This is a genomic window from Shuttleworthella sp., from assembly GCF_057251025.1.
Map to the genome: position 1 here is coordinate 66,484 of NZ_DBHIDN010000005.1, position 16,137 is coordinate 82,620.

The 16,137-nt window shown below is 57.1% G+C and carries 14 protein-coding genes; 2 read left to right on the forward strand and 12 right to left on the reverse strand.

All coding sequences use genetic code 11. The annotated features are described in order from the left end of the window. Positions 1 to 7 precede the first annotated feature (7 nt). From pfkB to ACO5R6_RS02505, 10 genes are all read right to left on the reverse strand, one after another. Positions 8 to 937 carry a 1-phosphofructokinase gene (gene pfkB, locus ACO5R6_RS02460; RefSeq protein ID WP_485625603.1) on the reverse strand — a complete coding sequence of 310 codons (930 nt, stop codon included), beginning with the start codon at positions 935 to 937 and terminating at the stop codon, positions 8 to 10. Positions 938 to 940: 3 nt separating this feature from the next. Beyond that, on the reverse strand, positions 941 to 1,990 hold the full coding sequence (locus ACO5R6_RS02465; RefSeq protein WP_485625617.1) for a galactitol-1-phosphate 5-dehydrogenase: 1,050 nt from the start codon (positions 1,988 to 1,990) through the stop codon (positions 941 to 943). Next, positions 1,987 to 3,519, reverse strand: a complete 1,533-nt coding sequence (locus tag ACO5R6_RS02470) for a xylulokinase (protein ID WP_485625604.1) — start codon at positions 3,517 to 3,519, stop codon at positions 1,987 to 1,989. The genes ACO5R6_RS02465 and ACO5R6_RS02470 overlap by 4 nt, the downstream gene beginning before the upstream one ends. A gap of 25 nt (positions 3,520 to 3,544) precedes the next feature. Continuing rightward, on the reverse strand, positions 3,545 to 4,549 hold the full coding sequence (locus ACO5R6_RS02475) for a LacI family DNA-binding transcriptional regulator (protein WP_485625605.1): 1,005 nt from the start codon (positions 4,547 to 4,549) through the stop codon (positions 3,545 to 3,547). A gap of 43 nt (positions 4,550 to 4,592) precedes the next feature. Then, a complete protein-coding gene (locus ACO5R6_RS02480; RefSeq protein WP_485625606.1) occupies positions 4,593 to 5,447 on the reverse strand; it encodes a class II fructose-bisphosphate aldolase in 855 nt (284 codons plus the stop codon). Positions 5,448 to 5,708: 261 nt separating this feature from the next. Then, positions 5,709 to 6,020, reverse strand: a complete 312-nt coding sequence (rhaM, locus tag ACO5R6_RS02485; RefSeq protein WP_485625607.1) for an L-rhamnose mutarotase — start codon at positions 6,018 to 6,020, stop codon at positions 5,709 to 5,711. Further along, positions 6,020 to 7,087 (reverse strand): rhamnose ABC transporter substrate-binding protein, encoded by a 1,068-nt coding sequence (locus ACO5R6_RS02490; RefSeq protein WP_485625608.1) that lies wholly within the window; start codon positions 7,085 to 7,087, stop codon positions 6,020 to 6,022. Before ACO5R6_RS02490 ends, rhaM begins: the two co-directional genes overlap by 1 nt. Positions 7,088 to 7,153: 66 nt before the next feature. Continuing rightward, entirely contained in the window at positions 7,154 to 8,155 is a 1,002-nt protein-coding gene (locus tag ACO5R6_RS02495) for an ABC transporter permease (RefSeq protein ID WP_485625609.1), read from the reverse strand. A 10-nt stretch (positions 8,156 to 8,165) separates the two neighbouring features. Continuing rightward, positions 8,166 to 9,155, reverse strand: coding sequence for an ABC transporter permease (locus ACO5R6_RS02500; RefSeq protein ID WP_485625610.1), 990 nt, complete (start codon positions 9,153 to 9,155; stop codon positions 8,166 to 8,168). Beyond that, the gene (locus ACO5R6_RS02505; RefSeq protein WP_485625611.1) at positions 9,155 to 10,663 is read right to left on the reverse strand and encodes a sugar ABC transporter ATP-binding protein; all 1,509 of its coding nucleotides are present in this window, start codon (positions 10,661 to 10,663) and stop codon (positions 9,155 to 9,157) included. The genes ACO5R6_RS02500 and ACO5R6_RS02505 overlap by 1 nt, the downstream gene beginning before the upstream one ends. Before the next feature lie 166 nt (positions 10,664 to 10,829). Here ACO5R6_RS02505 and ACO5R6_RS02510 point away from each other — a divergent pair, with 166 nt between their 5' ends. Then, positions 10,830 to 12,392, forward strand: a complete 1,563-nt coding sequence (locus ACO5R6_RS02510) for a response regulator transcription factor (RefSeq protein ID WP_485625612.1) — start codon at positions 10,830 to 10,832, stop codon at positions 12,390 to 12,392. A gap of 15 nt (positions 12,393 to 12,407) precedes the next feature. Beyond that, positions 12,408 to 14,192 carry a sensor histidine kinase gene (locus ACO5R6_RS02515; protein ID WP_485625613.1) on the forward strand — a complete coding sequence of 595 codons (1,785 nt, stop codon included), beginning with the start codon at positions 12,408 to 12,410 and terminating at the stop codon, positions 14,190 to 14,192. Positions 14,193 to 14,223: 31 nt separating this feature from the next. Here the strand turns inward: ACO5R6_RS02515 and ACO5R6_RS02520 are convergent, their stop codons facing one another. Next, positions 14,224 to 15,165, reverse strand: coding sequence for an ROK family glucokinase (locus tag ACO5R6_RS02520; protein ID WP_485625614.1), 942 nt, complete (start codon positions 15,163 to 15,165; stop codon positions 14,224 to 14,226). 126 nt (positions 15,166 to 15,291) lie between these two features. Beyond that, positions 15,292 to 15,984 carry an MgtC/SapB family protein gene (locus ACO5R6_RS02525; RefSeq protein ID WP_485625615.1) on the reverse strand — a complete coding sequence of 231 codons (693 nt, stop codon included), beginning with the start codon at positions 15,982 to 15,984 and terminating at the stop codon, positions 15,292 to 15,294. Positions 15,985 to 16,137 lie beyond the last annotated feature (153 nt).

Sequence of the window (16,137 nt, forward strand, 5' to 3'; positions counted from 1 at the left end):
CATTCGGTCAGACTTTCTCGATCTCGATCATGGGATAGATCCGCGCCCGGTCCTCCATGAGGAAAAATCCCGTCTCCTCGCGCAGGGCGGCCGCTGCGGAGATGGCGCTTGCCTGTCTCAAGCACTCTGGAACCGGGAGCCCTTGGCTGAGTCCCATCGCAAAGCCCGCGATCATGGCGTCCCCGCAGCCCACCGTATTGACCGCATCGATCTTCGGCACCCTGGCTCTGAAGACGCCCTCGTCACTGACCACGAAAGCTCCCTCATCTCCCAGAGACACCGCAACCAGTTCAATGCCTCCGGCCTGTACCCTCCTCGCTGCGTCCAGCATGTCATCAAAGCGGTTGCAGGTCTTTCCCGTGAGCATTCCGATCTCATCGATATTGGGCTTGATCATTGTGGGCCTCGCCTGAATCCCCGCCTCAAGCAGGTCTCCACTGGTGTCTAAAATGACCTTCTTTCCGGCCTCCTTGCATATCCCGATCAGGTCCCGGTAGGCGCTCCCGTCCAGTCCCCTCGGCACGCTACCGGATATGGCGACTACATCCGCCTCTTGAATCAGCGTTCGGAACTGCCCCAGGAAGGCCTCGAAATCCTCTCTTCCGACCGTAAATCCCGGTTCCAGGTATTCCGTCTGGATGTGATTGACCCGGTCCCAGATGTTGATGCAGGACCGGCTCTCCTCCTTCATGTGATAGAAGGCAGGTCTGATTCCGAGCGGCTTCAGGGCATTTTCAATGTAACTGCCGGCATAGCCCCCGACAAATCCGGTGGCCACCACATCGGCTCCAAAGATCGCCGCGGGCTTGGATACATTTAAGCCCTTGCCGCCGGGGCAGAAGCTACACTCCATCACGCGGTTGACCCGGCCGATCCCCGCTCCCTCGACCACATAGCGCTTGTCAATGGCCGCATTTAATGTCACTGTCAGTATCAAGAATCATCCCTCGCTGTCGATTAAGATCTTTCCCTTGACCGCTCCCGGCCTGCGATAGAGCTCGAAGGCCTCGGCGATCCTGCTCAGGGGGATCTCTTTATAGACGAAGCTGTCGTCCAGCTTCAGGTCTCCTGTCGCAAAATAGTGGGCCACAAGTTCCCACTCGTGTCCCGGGAAGGGTGCGCTGTAAGACATCCAGGATCCGGTCAGACGGAATTCCTTGCGGTTTAAGTTCTCCCACTCTTTTACTGTGAAATGAAGCTCTTTGGTGGGTGTGCCGATAAAACATACATCTGCCTTATTGGCCGCAAGCTCAAAGGCCATCTTCATGGTGACGGTATTCCCCGCCGTCTCAAAGACATAGTCAAAGCCCCTGCCGCCTGTGATCTTTCTGACCTCCTCCATGAAATTTTCCCGCAACGTATTGATTCCTGCGGTCGCCCCCAGTCGTCTGCCCAGTTCCAACCGCTCATCGACAATATCGAAGACGACGACCGCCTTGGCGCCGAAGATCCTGGCCCACTGCAGGGTCATCATCCCGATGGTTCCCCCGCCCAGAACGGCAACGGTCTTCCCTCCGGTATAACCGGTCCTCTCCAGCCCGTGCAAGGCCACGGTTGCCGGCTCAAAGAAGGCCCCCTTGCGAAAGGAGACGGAGTTATCAAACTTGACGGCATTGGTCTGCGGCACACAGACATACTCGGCGAAGCTCCCGAAGGAGTGCGACCCTATGAAATCGTAGTGTTTGCAGAGGGAGTAGTTCCCCCTCAGGCAGTCCTCGCATTTCATACAGGGGACCAGGGGAATTCCGGCCACCCGGTCTCCCGGCTCAAGCCCGGTCACGTTCTCACCGACCGCCTCTACCGTTCCCGAGAATTCATGCCCCAAGACAATCGGATAGAAGTGGGCCGCATCCGCATTGACCCGGGGAAGATCCGATCCACAGATCCCTGTGTACTTGACCTTAATCAGAACCTCTTCCGCCCCGGGCACCGGTTTTTCGATATCCTCATAGCGAATATCACACTTTGCGTGCACAAGTCCGGCCTTCATTGTCTCCACGGCAAAATACCTCCTCGATTCATCATGTCCTTCAGATTCTCATATAATTCCAGGTAGACCCGGTAATTGGCCTCATAGGCAGCTTTCCTGTCCGGATTGGGTCTGTGCTCCCTCTTGATCTCGACGGTCTCGGCGACCGCCCGGTCGAAATCCTCATACAGGCCCACGCCGACGCCCGCCAGAAGGGCTGCCCCTAAGCTCGTGGCCGTATCAGACGCGGGGACCTCGATCGGCTTTCCCGTAATGTCAGACTTGATCTGCGTCCAGACCAGGGAATTGGCGCTGCCCCCCATGGACCGAAGCACTTCTGCCTTAGCCCCCAGAGATTCCGCCACATCCAGGTTGTGCCTGAGGGAATAAGCAACCCCCTCCATAGCAGCCCGGATCAAGTGTCCCTTCGTCTTGGAGAAATCCAGGCCATAGAAGACCCCCTTGGCGTTGGGATCCCAGATGGGTGACCGCTCGCCCGCCATATAGGGGAGAAAGACAACCCCGTCACTGCCTGCCGGAACTGCCTCTGCCAGTTCGTTGAACAGGTCCAGCGACCGCTTATTCTGATCCCCGGCGATCATTCTCTCGTATGCGCCGAGCTCTCTCTCCATCCACCGCATCACACCGCCGCCGCCGGTGGTCCCTCCCTGCAGGAGCCGGCGGCCGGGCATGACATGGAAGCTTAGGATCAGTCTCGCGTCTCCCATGGCCCGGTCCGTGCAGATGCTCATGCCGCCCGCCTGGCCGCCCTGTTCCTGCGTCTGTCCCGGATGTATGACCCCTGCTCCCAGAGCTCCGCAGGCCGCATCCAGGCCTCCGGCCACAACCGGGGTTCCCGGGCAGAGCCCACACGCTCTTGCGGCCTGCTCTGTCACCCCTCCGATCACGGCGTGACAGGGGAAGATTTCCGGGAGCAGGTCCGCTGCAATCCCCAGCTCTCTTGCCATATCTCCATCCCAAGAGCCCCTTCGCATGTCAAAGCAATGAAGACCATAGCCCTGGGACAGGTCCTGGGACAGGACCCCGGTCAGCCGGTAGGCAATGTAGCTGTTGGACTGGAGGATGTGCCGACAGCTCCCATAGAGGTCCGGCGCATATCTTCGGTACCACAGGATCTTACCTGTGGTATAGGAGGGCTGCAGGGGATTCCCGCAGAGATCCAGGATCCTGTCCGACCCGATTCTGTCACTCATCTCTCTGCAGATCTCTGCCGCTCTCGTGTCCATCCAGATCGGAGTCCGGCAGAGGACCTCCCCGGAGGCATTAAGAGCGACTGCCGACCAGCTCTGCCCCGCAAGACCAATCCCCGCGATCTCCTGCGGCCGGATATGCCCCGCCTCCAGGGCCCTTGGAATCGCGCGGCAGACAGCAGCCCACCATTCCCCCGGATCCTGTTCCGCCCAGCCGGGCTCCGGGTAATACACCTTATAATTTCCCGTTTCAGCCGCCTGCAGACGGCCTCTCCGGTCGAAGACCACGATTTTGCAAGCGCTGGTCCCGATATCAATCCCCAACAGATATGTGCCCATGCATCTCCCCCTGTCCGTCACTTCTTCATCCGATCTTCCGGACCGACTTGCCCTCGATGTACTCGGTCGGCAGAACCACAGTCTGCGTCGGCGTCTCTGTATCGCCCGACAGACGCTTGAGGAGGAGGCTCACCGCCTCCCTGGCGATCTGCCTGGTGGGCTGCAGCATAATGCCCAGCCGCGGTGCGCTCGCCCTGGCGAATTCCAGATTGTCGAAACCGATCAGAGACAGGTCCTCCGGAACCCGGATTCCCGACTCATTGATCTCGATCATAGCCCCAAGGGTCATCTCATAGTTGGAGGCAAGCACTGCTGTTACCTGCGGCTCCTCCCTATGAAGTCTCTGCATGGCCTTGGCGCCGCCCCGAATGGTATAGTCGCCACAGATCATCCTGCTCTCCGAGACCTCCAGTCCGGCCTCGGTCATAGCTCTGCGGAAGCCCTCCCTTCTGACCATTGCCGTATAGATCTCTCTCGGTCCCGCAATCAAGCCGATTTCCGTGTGCCCGGCGGCCCGAAACCGGTCCACCGCTTCTCGCGCCGCACCCTCATTGTCCACAAGCACGCTGTCCAGATCCAAGTCCTTGATCTTGCGGTCCAGGACCACCACCGGTCGTTTTCTGAGCAAAAATCTCTCCAGGATCCTCCTGTCCTCTCCCGTCGGCATGATGATCAGTCCGTCCACCCGCCTGCGGAGCAGGAAGTCCATGGCTTCTCTCTCCCGATCCGCGTCAGAGCGACAGTCACACAGCATAGTGGCATAGCCTTCCTGCCGAAGGATATCCTCTGCCTCCGATATGATCTCTGCACAGAATATGTTATTGAGCTCTGGGATCAGAATCCCGATCGTCCTGGTCCGGTTCGTCTTTAATCCCCGTGCGGTCTCGTTCAGCTCAAAGTGCAGCTTCTCAATCGCCGCCTCAATCTTAATCCGGTTTTTCTCCCGGACCCTATACCCGTTCAGGTAGGAAGAGATGGTCGCCAGACCCAGTCCCGTCTCCCGGGCAATATCCTTGATGGTCGCTCCCATAGTCCCTCCTCTCTATCCCCTGGTTTATGTCTCCATCTTATAGTCAGATAAATGCCTTGCCGCCGCAGCCGCACATCTTGATGCGGGCGATCACCTGGTCTTTGACTGCGTCTATTCCGACGATGCCCAGTTTCTTGGGGTCATAGGTCTTGGGGTCATAGGCCAGTAGCTTCTTGACGGCATCCGTGTATGCCGCCCGAAGCTCTGTCGCGAAATTGACCTTGCACATCCCGTTGGACACGCACTCCCTGACGTCCGACTCACTGAGGCCGGAGGCCCCGTGAAGGACCAGGGGGGCCTCCACTCTGGCCGCAATATCTTTGACCCGGTCCTTATCCAGAACCGGTTCCCCGATATAGAAGCCGTGAGCCGTCCCAATGGCCACCGCCAGAGAGGATACTCCGGTCTGTTCCGCGAATCTCCCGGCCTCCTCCGGATCTGTATACCGGTCCTCACTCACCTCCAGATCGTCTTCCTTCCCCCCGACCTTGCCCAGCTCCGCTTCTACCGGAACGCCGACGGCACGAGCCACATCGACGACCCTCTTGGTCAGGGCCGCATTCTTCTCGAAGGGCAGCTTTGATCCGTCAATCATGACAGACGTATAACCGGCCTTGATGGCCCGAACCGCAAGCTCGAAGCTGTCCCCATGGTCCAGGTGAAGACATACAGGGATGTCTCTCCTTGCCGCTTCCGCCCGGACCATGGCGACGAAAGTCTCAAGCGTCCCGTACCGCACTGTGGAAGGGGTCGTCTGTAGCATCACCGGCGCCTGCATCTCTTCTGCGGCGGCAAGCACCGCCTTGATCATCTCCATGTTCTCGACATTGAAGGCAGCTACCGCATAGTGCCCCTCTTTGGCGTCTCTTAACATCTTAGTCGAAGTAACAAATGCCATATGGCTTCCTCCTATAATTGATGGAAAAACACTTGACTGACCTGCCCGATTCGATCCCGCAAGAGCAAAACCGAAACGTTTCCGTTTTCGTTTTCAATAATAAAATGCACAGGGAAAATTTACAAGTATTTCTTTGGTATCTTAAGCCGGCGATTTACTGGTTTGTCTGCAAAAAATCCCGGATTTCCCCGCAAATCAAGCCGGCCGCCCCGTGTACTCCACAGGTCGGCCGGCTTGTCTTTGTATTCACTTTCCATTCCATCAATCCAGGTGAAAGAGCGGCTTTAGATCCACAGTCACCGGGCTGTTATCCGGGTTGGTCTCCATGATGTCCGCCATGAAGTCCCACCACTTGCGGTTGATCGCCGTGTCCGCACCCCGGCTCCAGAGGCCTTCATCTTCGATCTCGATATAGCCGAAGAGGGTCAGGGTCTCCTTGTCCAGGAAAATGGAGTAGTTCTTCCCGCCGTGCTCATGGATCATATCCGCCATCTGCGGCCAGAGTTCCCTGTGCCGGCGCTCGTACTCCTCCTCCTGACCGGGATAGAGCTTCATCTTAAATCCCTTGACCATCAATACACACTCTTCCACTCATTGATATTGCTGGGATCGAACTTGAAGGGCGCACCCAGGATGATCTCGGTTCCGCCGTCCGATGCCTTGACAACCTTGTAGTCGCCCAGGTCGCACTTAAAGGTATCTCCCTCTGCTCCCTTGATGCTTCCTGTCACAAGCGCTGCCGATGTATAAGCTCCGAGAGCTCCCAGGTCAATGGGATTCCAGAGGAACATGTAGGGGCAGGAGTGCGCGCTATCAGAGCCGATATAGGCAGCCATCTCGGAGGGAAGGCCCAGTCCGGTCAGCTTGACGGAAGACTTCTTGTCCTGCAGAACCTTGGCTGCTGCGGAAATGCCCACCGTTGTGGGGGAGCAGATCACCTTGAGCTTGGGATACTTCTGCAGGAGGGCCTGGGTCTGGTCCGTGGACTTCTGCGCCTCATCGTCTCCATAGGCGATTTCCACCAGTTCCAGCTTGGAGTACTTGCTCTCCTTCTCCATATAAGACTTCATGGAGCTGATCCAGGCGTTCTGGTTGGTCGCCTGAGAGGAGGCGGACAGGATGGCGAACTGTCCCTCTCCGCCGGTGATGTCATAGACAGCCTCAATCAGAGCGGACCCGATCTCGTCAGTTCCGGCCTGGTTGACATGGACGGCACGGCTTGACGGAGCAACGGCAGAATCCACAGAGCAGACCTTGATTCCCGCATCCTTGGCCTCCTGCAGGGCAGCTGCCAGTGCATTCTCATCATTGGCTGCCACACAGATGGAATCCACCTTCTGGGAGATCAGGGACTGAATTACGGTGATCTGCGCATCCGCGGTGGCAGATTCCGGATACTGGACCACTGCCTTTCCGCCCAGCTTCTTGACTGCATTCTGGAAGCCCTCTGCCGCCTTCTCATTGAAGGGATTTCCGGCACTCTTTGGGACAAATGCGAAGGTCTTGCCGGAGGCACTCTCCGTCTTGGACTGGTCTCCTGACTTGGCGGAATCATCCTTCTTGTTGTCCGCGCCGCACGCGGCAAAAAGCCCCACCGCCATCGTCGCACACAAAAGCAAACTCAGTAATTTCTTTCTCATGGTTTTTCCTCCTTCTGTAAACCCCTATATTTCTATGAGTCCTTTTGGACATTCATATTCCGGTATCTATGCTGTCTTCCTCCTGGTCTTGATCCCGCCGGAGATATTGGGGATCAATACGGAGACAATCAAGAGGATTCCGATGATGATCAGGATGATCTGAGAATTTAAGTTCTTCTGTCCCAGACCGACCCTGAGGCAGAGAATGGTAAAGGCTGCGATAAACGCCCCCAAGATCCTTCCCTTTCCTCCTGTGGTTGAGATTCCACCGAATACGGCCATGGCGATGGCGTCCATCTCGAAGCCCTTGCCGGTCGTGGTGTTGGCCCCATAGGTAGCCGCCGTCAAAAAGAGAGCGGCAAGCCCGGAGAAGAATCCCATCAGAGCATAAGCGGTGAAGATGGTCTGCTTGACCTTAATCCCCGAATAGAAAGAGGTTCTCGCATTGCTTCCGATCGCGTACAGCCTCCGCCCGTAGTTCATTCTTGAGGCGACCAGGATGAAGACGATGCCGGCTGCCACAACAAGGAAGAAGCTGATGGGGAAGGGGCCGATCTTGGTGGACAGCGCCTTGAACCCGCGGAAATCCTTGATGGAGACGGATCCTCCCTCTCCCAGCATCAACTCTGCGATCCCACGGTATATGATCTGGGTTCCCAGGGTGATAATCATGGTCGGGAGCTCCCGAAATTCCACAGCCAGCAGGCCATTGACCGCTCCGCAGATGAGTCCCACGGCAAGCGTCAGGAGAATCACTCCGATGAAGGGCAGCTTGAGGTTGGACGCCATGCCTGCGGTTGTCGCGCACAGGCATACGATGGAGCCCACCGAAATGTCGATCTCTCCCAGAAGCAAGATGAAGGCCATGGGAAAGAGAAGAAAGATCTCCGCCAGATACTTGGGACTCTCCCTTAAGAGATTGGTCGCGTTATAGACGGGGGAGATGCCGATGCAGATGATGTTGACGACGATCAATAGGAGAACCAGCATGGACTCCCAGCTCAAGAACCTGCTTGACAATGACCTGTCTTCCGTCGTCGCAATCACTCTTCCAGATTTTCCTGCCATAATACCCCCCTTAGATTTCTCTCTGTTCCAAAGTCGACCGCATCATAGCCCGCTGTGTGATGACGTTTGCGATGATAACCGCCACAATCAGGACCCCCTTGATGGTGTTCTGGGCCAGGGCTCCGATCCCGATCAGGGGCAGGGCCTTGGAAATAACAGCCAGGATCAGGGCTCCGAGGAGGGCTCCCGCCACGCTTCCTCTTCCGCCGCTCATGCTGACTCCGCCGATGACGCAGGCCGCGATGACATCCATCTCCTTGCCGTACTGCATATTGGGCTGGGCTGACGCGTAGACCGATGTGGAGAGGGCTCCAGACAATCCCGCCAGGGTTCCCATCATGGTGTAGACCGCAATCTTCACCCCGTGGACATTGATGCCGGAAATGCCCGCCGCCTCCTCATTGGAGCCGACCGCATAGATATTTCGGCCGAACTTGGTCCACTTTAGGATCACGAAAAACAGGATGTAGCAGATGATGGTGACCAGGATGACATGGTTGATTCCCAGAGTTTTGGTCAGGGCGAAGTTCTTGAACTCCCCCAGGGCATCCGCGCCGGCCCACTGGTCATTGGCCACCAGATAGGCCAGGCCCCGGTAGATATACATGGCGCCCATCGTGCAGATGATCGGGGCAACTCTTCCGTAGGAAATAATCAATCCGACGACCAGCCCGCAGACCGCCCCCATGCCGATGGCAATGAGAAAGCCCAAGAGGGTGCTTGAGACCAGGCCGGTCTTAAAGAGCATACCAACCGTCATCCCCGCAAATCCAAGCGTAGAGGCGACAGAGATATCAATCCCCCCGATCAGGAGGACCATGAGCATGCCCAGGGATAGGATCATAGTCACAGAATTATTCTTGAGGATCTCCGTGATGTTCTGCATGGACAGAAAGCCGGGCGACTTGATCGATACCAGACCGATCAGGACAACAAGAATCAGCAGCAGAGATATCTCGCGCGATCCGCCGAGCTTCTTGAATATTGATTTCTTCTCCATTACGCTTCCTTCCCCCCTGACTCCTTCTCCATGGCAAGCTCCAGAATCTTCTCCTGACTCGCCCGGTCAGCGGGAAGCTCTCCCGTGATCCTCCCCTTGCACATGACATAAATTCGATCGCACATACCAAGGATCTCAGGCATCTCCGAGGAGACCATAATGATGGCGTATCCCTGCTTGGCAAGCCTGCTCATAATCGCATAGATCTCCGCCTTGGCCCCGACATCGACGCCCTTGGTGGGCTCGTCCATGATGACGATCTTCATGTTGTCCTGGGCCAGAGCCTTGGCCACCACGACCTTCTGCTGATTTCCGCCGGAGAGAGTGGATGCCGCATCGAAGATGCTGACCGCCTTGGTGTCAACCCCCTCGAGCACCTCCTTCGCTATGGCCCGCTCCCGCTTCTCATCGGTAAATCCCCTCTTTGAGATTCGATCATAGATCGGAAGGGTGACATTGCGTCCCAGTCCCCAGTTCATGATCAATCCCGTCTTCTGCCGGTCCTCCGGCAGGAGGACCAGTCCCAGCTTCTTGGATGCGGTCGGGTTCTTGATGTGAACCTCCTTGCCCTCTACGAAGACCTTTCCCCCCTTGTGGCCGGTGATTCCGCAGATGGCCTCAACCACCTCGGTCCGGCCGGCGCCGACCAGGCCGGTCAGGCCGACGATCTCCCCGGCCCTGACATGGAAGCTAACATCCTTGAAGTAGCCGGTTCTTGACAAGTTCTCAACCCGGAGCATATCGTGGCCGAATTCGACCGTCTCCTTGGGATACATATCACTGATTTCACGGCCGACCATATGCTTGATCAGCTGGGCGTTGGTGATCTCATCAACCTTGTATGTTCCGATATACCGGCTGTCGCGAAAGACCGTGACCCTGGACGCCAGCCGGTACATGTCCTCAAAGCGGTGGGAGATGAAGATAATGGAGACGCCATCGTCCCGCAGCTTCTCTACGATCTTATAGAGTTTCTCGGACTCATTGGCCGTCAGGGCCGCCGTGGGCTCGTCCAGGATCACGATCTTGGCATGAGTGGATACGGCCTTGGCGATCTCAACCATCTGCTGCTGGGCCACCGAGAGGGTTCCCATCTCCGCCGTGCTCTTGAAGTCAGCATCCAGCTGATCCAGATATTCCTGGGCCAGACGGTTCATCTCCTTCCACTGCATGAAGCCGGCCTTGATCCGCTCGTGGTTCATGAATATATTCTCTGTCACAGACAGATCAGGATAGGATGTCGGATGCTGATAGACCGCGGCAATTCCCGCCATCTGCGCATCCCTTGGCCCTCGGAAGGAGACCCTCTCCCCCTCCAGGAACATCTCTCCCTCTTCCGCCCGGTGAACCCCCGTGATCACCTTGATAAAGGTTGATTTCCCGGCGCCGTTCTCCCCCATCAGGGCATGAATCTCTCCCCTTTTGAGTTGGAACTGCACCTGATTCAGCGCCTTGACCCCGGGGAAGATCTTGGTGATCCCCTTTAATTCCAATATGTAATCAGACAAGTCTCGGTCCCCCTTTTCGCGTATTTTCTCTAAACTTTATGCTAACAGGGCCTTCCCACCGCAAAAAGAGGAAAATTTTCGGATCCGGGGTAATTTTTTTCTGTCATTCACTGGCGCAAATAGGATAGACTAGAGACTGTCATGGGGGAGATACCGGGGGTATATGATGCATTTGCTGATCGTCGACGATGAAGAACTGACCAGGCAGGGGATCCTTGGCTCCATTGACTTTGCCGGCCTCGGGATCGACCGTGTCACGGGCGCAAGAGACGGGGCCGAGGGAGTCCGGCTGGCAGAAGCGGATCCGGTTGACCTGGTTCTCTCCGATATTCGCATGCCCAAGATGGATGGCCTGGCCATGGTCCAAACCCTGCGGGAGACCAGCCCCGACCTGGTCGCCATCTTCATGAGCGGCTACACGGACCGGGAATATCTGAAGACTGCCCTCCGACTGGGCGCAGTCAATTATATTGACAAGCCGATTGACATCGATGAATTGACCTCCACCCTCAAGAAGGCGGTGGACCAGGTCCGGGCAAACCGCCTCCGGCACGACAGCCGGAGACGGTCCCTGGAACAAGTCTCAGAGACCCTGGCCTTCCTTCTCACCGCCCACTATGAACAGGATGCCGACCGGATCACCGAGCTCTGGTCCGATTACTGTACCTACTACGGGGACGACAAGTTCCGCTATGTAAGTTCCATCGTCGTCAAATTCGAGGATGTCTCCGGCATCATCCGAGAGCTCCCCACGATCCGGCAGAAGCTCAAGCAAATTCTGGCCCGAGACCATCTCCACGTCATTTCGAGCGAAAAGCACCTCTACTATGTGGTCTATCATATTTACAGCGGGCAGGACTTCAGGCCCCGCCGGATTGATCCCGCCATCAGCTTCCTCCGGGAGGCCTTCCTTCCCTTCGGAAACTACTACATCGCCGTCGGGACAATCGAGCACGGAATCCGCCGGGTCTACGACTCCTTTCAGTCCGCTATTGTCCTCCTGCAAAGGGCCTTCTTCTGCCCGCCGGGCAGCGTTCTGACCCGGGAAGACCGGCTTGTCCGGGAGACCGGCTCCCAGACAGACCCGGAAGATATCGGCCTTCTCCTTAAGACCGCCCTCTCAAACGGTCAGGAGAAAGAGTCTCTGCGCTGCAGCGACCGTCTCTTTGACCGCTGTCAGGCCGACTGTGGCCTGCTTCCGAGCCGGGTCAAATCTCTCTATATCGATCTGGTTCGGGAGATCGAGCAGGTCCGGCACCGGCAGGGAATCGCAAAATCCGGACTGATCCCCGTGGAATCCGTCCCGGACCGGCTTCATTCCTGCTTCTGCCTGGAGGATCTCCATCGAATGCTTGTGGAGGAGATCCGGTCCTATTTCAAGGACCGGTCTTCGCAGGCCCCGGAGAATCAGACCATCTACCTGATTAAGAGCTACATCAGCCTGCACTACGGCCGTGCCTCCCTCTCGGTCAAGGAGATCGCGGACTATGCCAACCTCTCCCTCTCCTATCTCTGCACCTTCTTCAAGAGTGAGACCGGACAGACCTTAAACGGATATCTGACCGATTTTCGAATGGAACGGGCCAAGCAGCTCCTGGCTGATCCCAGAAATCGGATCAGCGACATCTCCGGCATGGTTGGCTACAACGACGGCAACTATTTCAGCAAGAGCTTCCGAAAGTCGACCGGGCTCTCCCCCACTGAGTTCCGTGAAAAGCTCTCGAAATAAAGAGGTCTCATTCCCATGAAGAAGTTCTTTCTGAACCTGAAAATCCGCACCAAGCTCTCCGCCGTCCTCCTGGCTGCCGTCATTATCCCCGCCCTCTCGATCGGCCTCGCCTTCTCCTCGGATTTTCGCGATATCGTGATCTCCAACACCATCTCCCAGGCCCAGAAATCCTCGGCTGCGGCCTCTCCGGTCCTGCGGGCCCTGGCCATCCGTGTCCAGAATGTCGCCAATGATCTCTCCTCCTCGGCCTACTATCAGGACCTCTTCTTGTCCGCTGCCCCCGCAGACTTCACGGAGGCGGCGGATTCAAGTCCCGCGCAGAACTTTCTGACCAAGGTCCACGCCTACCAAGCCGAGGGCTATCAGACGCGTATCTATATCGATCTGCCCGAAGATGCAGACTTCTTCGCCGGACCCGCCTCCTCGGTCTTCGCCCCTCTGACCCAGGCCAAGGGCCGCTATTGGTATGGCATCTTCCAGGGTTCCTCCCTGGACCACCTCTTCTGCCCCTCCTCTTATCTGGGCCCCCTCGAGGCGAAGACCTACGGGGACAGTGCTTACATCCGCCGCTTCAGCTTCCTCTTCCGGGGCAAGGTCTGCTCCGGCTATCTGACCATCTATTACTCCTCGGATATCTACCGCCAAGCCCTGGGCGAGAACCTGACCTTTCCCAAGGGAGTCTCCTATCTGATCAACGACCGCAATCAGATCATCGCCGAGACCGACGTTGCCCGGGCTGCCACCTACCGGGTCGACTACCAGCAGATCACAAGCTACCTGGAATCCTCCAACGCCTTCGTGGAGAAGAAGGTTCTGGGTGCTGATGTCTATGCCGCCTTCTACAAGATCCCCGGCCCGGCCTGGTACCTGGTCACCATTATTCCCAAGAGCAGTCTGATCGACCAGGGAAACCGGATCATCCTGCGCTATCTCGGTATCATCCTGGCCTGCATTGTCGGCGGTGTCTTCATCGCCGAGCTTCTGGCCGGATCCATTGTCCGGCGCATTCGCCGGGTGTCCCGGCAGATGTCCCAGGTCAAGGCCGGCGACACCCCCGCTCCCCTGCCCCCCTCCCCCTATGGGGATGAGATCGGACAGCTGGTGAGCTCCTATAACTATATGGCCGACCGGATCAATGAGCTTGTCGCCGAGCAGAAGCGGATCTCTGAGGAGAAGACCATCGCGGAATTCAATGCCCTGCAGGCGCAGATCAATCCGCATTTTCTCTATAACACAATGGATTTGATCCACTGGACGGCCCAGGCCAGGCAGTATGACAAGGTCAGCAGAATTGTCATGGATCTATCCCGCTTCTATAAGCTGACCCTGTCAAAAAAAGATCCCATCTCCACGATTGAAGATGAGATCGAGCACGCCAGTACCTATGTCCGGCTGCAGAATATGCGATTTGACGATGCCATCGACCTGGTCGTGGATGTCCCGGATGCGATCGGCTCCTGCCGGATCCCCAAGCTGACCCTCCAGCCCATCCTGGAGAACGCCGTCCTGCACGGTATTCGGGAGAAGGATCCTCCGACCGGCACCATCGTCATCACTGCCTGGGAGGACGACGCCATCTACCTGTTGATCTCGGACGACGGGATCGGGATGGACCAGGCGCAGATCGACCGTCTTCTGACCTGCACCCCCATGTCCAGGAGCCGGGGAGCCAATGTCGCCATCTACAACATTCACTCCCGTCTGCAGCTCCTCTACGGGCCGGAGTATGGGCTCAGCTATCGGTCTGAGCCGGGACGGGGGACGGAGGTAACCCTTCGAATTCCGAAGACCAGAGTCTAGAAGCAAAAGGGAAGCGTCTCTGCCGGCCTCCTCACAGGACCATCTTGACCGCCCCGTACATGCCGGCATCATTTCCCAGGGTCGCCAGGGCGAAGCGGGCCTCCTCGGATGCGTGGAAGGCCTCCTCGACGAAGTACTTCTTTATGCTCTCAAGGAGGATCTCGCCGGCCTTGGAGACACCGCCGCCGATGACATAGATCTCAGGATCGATGACCGTAGAAATGCGGGCACAGGCCATGCCCAGCGTGCGGCCGACGAAGTCCGTAATCTCAAGGGCAAGTTCGTCCCCCTTCTTGGCCGCATTGTAGACATCCTTGGCGGTCAGCTTGTCGAGCTTGCGCAGAGAGGAGTCCCTCTTGTCAGACGCCAGTACTTCATTGGCCTTGCGGACAATCCCCGTCGCAGAGGAATACTGCTCCAGATGCCCCTTCTTCCCGCAGCCGCATACCTGCTTCTCGTGCGGGTTCACAATCATATGTCCGATCTCACCGCCGGCCCCGAAGTTCCCCTCGACGATCTGACCGTTCAAGATGACGCCGCCGCCGACGCCGGTGCCGAGCGTAATCATAACCACATTGTCATGGCCCTGGCCGCCGCCCTGCCACATCTCTCCGAGGGCGGCCGCATTGGCGTCATTGGCCACCCGGATATTCTCGATGCCTGTCAGCATCCGCATCTTAGCGGCCACATCGGTCACACCCCAGCCCAGATTAACACATTTATTGACCACGGAGGCGCCCAGGACCGGGCCGGGCACGTCGATTCCGATCCCCAGGATCTTGTCCTCACCGATCTCCTTCTTCTCCAGATAGTCTCGGATGGAGCCTGAGATGTCGTCTAAGATCATCTCTCCGTTGTTCTCTGTGCGGGTCGGAATCTCCCACTTATCATCCAGTCTGCCGTCATCCGTGAAGATTCCGATCTTGACGGTGGTTCCGCCGATGTCAATTCCGAATGCGTATTCTACTGCCATGTCTGACCTCCCTCTATGAAAGCTCTCGCCCGCAAGCCATAAGCACAGACCGCAAACTCTGCGTTCTTCGGCGCTTACCGCTCATCTCTTATATCATATATCTTATCACCGATGCCTCTCTTCTCTCTACATTTCTTCCACATAATGCACATAGTCGAGTTCCCGAATGTCCCGGATCAGATCGGACCGCTCCCCGAAATGGTCCATCTCAAGGGAGATCACAAGAGAGGTGTACTGCCAGGGCTCCTGCATCTTCCGGGTCTCAATCAGTTCTGTCTTCACGTTCCGGTCCCGCATCTTCTGAAGAAAGGACTCGATGCTCTTTCCGTCCTCCAGTTCCAGATAAAGATCGAAGACCTTGGCGTGTCTCTGCAGGAAGAGGTCCAGGCGGTTTAAGATGCGAAGGACAACCGCGATGAAGAGCAGGGCGTAGATCGCCCCCTCCACAAAGCCGATACCCACGGCCAGTCCCACACAGGCACAGGTCCAGAGACCTGCTGCCGTCGTAAGCCCCTTTATTCTCTGCTTCTCCGTGATCAGGATGGTCCCCACACCGAGGAAACCGACCCCGCTGATGACCTGCGCTCCCAGCCGGGCTAAGTCCGCCTGCCGGTCGAACTGGATCATCATATACTGACTGGTCAGCATGACTAGCGCCGATCCCAGACAGACCAGGGCGTGCGTCTTGATTCCCGCGCCCCGCCGCTTCAGTCCCCGGTCAATTCCTATCACTGCCCCCATGACTGTCGCGATTGCCAGGCGCCATATGATCGCCGTGGTACTCCAGCCCGACAGGACATTCATCCATTCTCTCCACATCCGAAAATCCCCCTGTCTATGATCCGATTCCCCGTTCTCCTTGATATCGTTTCATTATCTCTCAGATGCCCCTTTTCTTCAAGCAAGCGCTTTGATTCGAGTTATAGGACAAAACGTGTTGATGAAAACCCCTTTAAAGCCTTGTAAATAGAG